Origin of the sequence: Sphingomonas sp. Leaf62 (genome assembly GCF_001421915.1) — a bacterium.
Taxonomy (GTDB): domain Bacteria; phylum Pseudomonadota; class Alphaproteobacteria; order Sphingomonadales; family Sphingomonadaceae; genus Sphingomonas.
In genome coordinates this window covers 2,501-4,474 of sequence record NZ_LMLN01000018.1, presented here as the reverse complement: position 1 = coordinate 4,474, position 1,974 = coordinate 2,501, and the positions used below count along the sequence as shown (strand labels likewise).

Annotated in this window: 1 rRNA gene; it reads right to left on the bottom strand. The window is 54.4% G+C overall.

Features of this window, described 5'->3' with window-relative positions:
- Positions 1 to 1,894 (bottom strand): 23S ribosomal RNA (locus ASE91_RS09105); the annotation flags it as partial.
- Between the last annotated feature and the right edge of the window lie 80 nt (positions 1,895 to 1,974).

Here is a 1,974-nt window from a genome sequence, read left to right as displayed (position 1 = left end):
CGGAACTTACCCGACAAGGAATTTCGCTACCTTAGGACCGTTATAGTTACGGCCGCCGTTTACCTGGGCTTCATTTCAGAGCTTGCACCCCTCCACTTAACCTTCAGGCACCGGGCAGGCGTCAGGCCCTATACGTCGTCTTGAAGCCGACTTAGCAGAGCCCTGTGTTTTTGCTAAACAGTCGCTACCCCCTGGCCTGTGCCCCCCATGAGAGCTTGCGCTTACATGGGGCCTCCTTCTTCCGAAGGTACGGAGGCAATTTGCCGAGTTCCTTCAGGACACTTCTCTCAAGCGCCTTGGTATACTCTACCTGACCACCTGTGTCGGTTTCGGGTACGGTCTATACGGTGGGGCTATTTCCCGGGACAGCTTCGAAGCCGGATCAATCCGATAAGATCCGACAACACACGCCATCCGTCACACACCACCAGGCCCACGAATATTAACGTGGTTCCCATCGACTACCCCCTTCGGGCTCGTCTTAGGGGCCGGCTCACCCTGCGCGGATTAGCCTTGCGCAGGAACCCTTGGTCTTTCGGCGAGAGGGCATCTCACCCTCTTTATCGCTACTCATGTCTGCATTCGCACTTCCGATACCTCCACGACCCATTACCAGATCGCTTCACAGGCGTACGGAACGCTCCGCTACCGCGTGGATATAAATCCACACCCTAAGCTTCGGTGCGTGTCTTGAGCCCCGTTACATCTTCGCCGCAGGAACCCTTGTTTAGACCAGTGAGCTGTTACGCTTTCTTTAAAGGATGGCTGCTTCTAAGCCAACCTCCTGGTTGTTTTGGGATTCCCACATGCTTTCCCACTTAGACACGACTTGGGGACCTTAGCTGTAGGTCAGGGCTGTTTCCCTTTTGACGACGGACCTTAGCACCCGCCGTCTGTCTCCCGGATATCACTCTTATGTATTCGGAGTTTGGTTAGTATTGGTAGATCTCGCGACCCCCGCAACCATCCAGTGCTCTACCCCATAAGGTGTCCATCCGAGGCACTACCTCAATAGTTTTCGCGGAGAACCAGCTATTTCCCGGCTTGATTGGCCTTTCACCCCTAAACACAACTCATCCGGTAACTTTTCAACGTTAATCGGTTCGGACCTCCAGTGGGTGTTACCCCACCTTCATCCTGGTCATGCCTAGATCGCCGGGTTTCGGGTCTAATCCGTCAAACTCATTCGCCCTATTCAGACTCGCTTTCGCTGCGCCTACACCTAACGGCTTAAGCTTGCTTGACAGATTAAGTCACAGACCCATTATGCAAGAGGTACGCTGTCACCCCATAAAAGGGCTCCAACTGCTTGTAGGCAATCCGTTTCAGGTACTGTTTCACTCCCCTCATCGGGGTGCTTTTCACCTTTCCCTCACGGTACTAGTTCGCTATCGGTCATGTACGAGTATTTAGGCTTGGAGGGTGGTCCCCCCATGTTCAGACAGAATTACACGTGTTCCGCCCTACTCGAGTCCTGGATCATCACTTTCGCATACGGGGCTGTCACCCGCTATGGCCGCTCTTTCCAGAGCGTTCTGCTAGTTGAAATCCAGGCACTGGCCTGGTCCGCGTTCGCTCGCCACTACTAACGGAATCTCGGTTGATGTCTTTTCCTCCGGGTACTGAGATGTTTCAGTTCGCCGGGTTCGCTTCTCGAAACCTATGTATTCAGTCTCAAGATACCTTGTCCGCCTAACCACCTGCGCCCCGAGGCGACACGCATGAAGCGTGCCGCCCAGCGGCTCAGCTGATTAAACGGATAGGTGGGTTTCCCCATTCGGAAATCGTCGGGTCAAAGGTTGCTCACACCTCACCGACGCTTATCGCAGCGTGCCACGTCCTTCATCGCCTGTACATGCCAAGGCATCCACGAATTGCCCTTACCTCACGCTTGAGAGTCCACACCACCAACGACAACACTGGATCGGCATCCGTCAGGATGCACGACACGAAACTCGGCAGAGCAGTGTATCG